This is a genomic window from Bradyrhizobium manausense (assembly GCF_018131105.1).
Classification (GTDB): domain Bacteria; phylum Pseudomonadota; class Alphaproteobacteria; order Rhizobiales; family Xanthobacteraceae; genus Bradyrhizobium; species Bradyrhizobium manausense_B.
Genome location: NZ_JAFCJI010000022.1, coordinates 1 through 1,148 on the forward strand (window position 1 = coordinate 1; position 1,148 = coordinate 1,148).

2 protein-coding genes are annotated in these 1,148 nt (G+C 59.9%); both read left to right on the plus strand.

Features of this window, described 5'->3' with window-relative positions:
* A partial coding sequence (locus tag JQ631_RS32200; protein WP_283841843.1) for a flagellin occupies positions 1 to 588 on the plus strand: 588 nt, incomplete at its 5' end.
* A gap of 357 nt (positions 589 to 945) precedes the next feature.
* On the plus strand, positions 946 to 1,148 hold a 203-nt coding region (locus JQ631_RS32205; RefSeq protein WP_491018476.1), incomplete at its 3' end, for a flagellin N-terminal helical domain-containing protein.

Below are 1,148 nucleotides of genomic sequence, written 5' to 3' on the forward strand. Positions count from 1 at the left end.
GGTGGTGCGATCGGCGGCACGCTGACCACGGCACTGACCTTCTCGACGGCTTCCAGCCCCGTCCAGGATACGGTTGCCCAGACGGCTCGTGCCAACCTGGTGTCTCAGTACAACAACATCCTGAGCCAGATCGACTCGACCTCGCAGGACTCCTCGTTCAACGGCGTCAACCTGCTGAACGGCGACCAGCTCAAGCTGACGTTCGACGAAACCGGCAAGTCGAGCCTGAACATCACCGGCGTGACCTACAACTCGAAGGGTCTGGGCCTTGCCTCGTTGACCAACGGTGTCGACTTCATCGACAACGCTGCGACCAACAAGGTGCTGACCGGCCTCAACGCGGCGTCGAGCACGCTGCGCTCTGAGGCTTCGACCCTCGGTTCGAACCTCTCGGTCGTGCAGGTTCGTCAGGACTTCAACAAGAACCTGATCAACGTGCTGCAGACCGGTTCGTCGAACCTGACGCTGGCCGATACCAACGTCGAAGCGGCGAACAGCCAGGCGCTGTCGACCCGCCAGTCGATCGCGGTCTCCGCGCTGTCGCTGGCCAACCAGTCGCAGCAGAGCGTGCTGCAGCTGCTCCGCTAATAACGGACGACATCGCAAGCAAGATCAGGCGGCGGGGCTTCGGCCCCGCCGCTTTCTTTTTGCATCGGCATCGGAGTGCCGCTCGCGCGGATGGAGACGACGCACTCGAACGCCGCGAATTGCCTACTCTGAGTTATGGTTGACAAGTGGCAAACGTGTTGCCGCTGTACCAAAAAGCATCATCCGATCATGACGATACAAGTGGGCTCGATCGGGCGCCGATCGTCTACATGGTGAATCCGCGCAAGGACTGGCGCGACGCACTTCATGCTTTGTTAGCCGTCTGCGTTCACCGTCCCGGCATCGATTAATCCTAATCGAAGTTTGTTGCGTTGCGTACCAGAAGGGTAACACTCAATGTCCGGTATCGTTCTTTCATCCTCGGTTCGTCAGAACCTGCTCTCCCTGCAGTCTACTGCTGATCTTCTCGCCACCACGCAGAGCCGCCTGTCGACCGGCAAGAGCGTCAACTCGGCTCTGGACAATCCCACCAACTTCTTCACCGCCCAGTCGCTCGACAACCGCGCCAGCGACATCAACAACCTGCTCGATGGCATCGC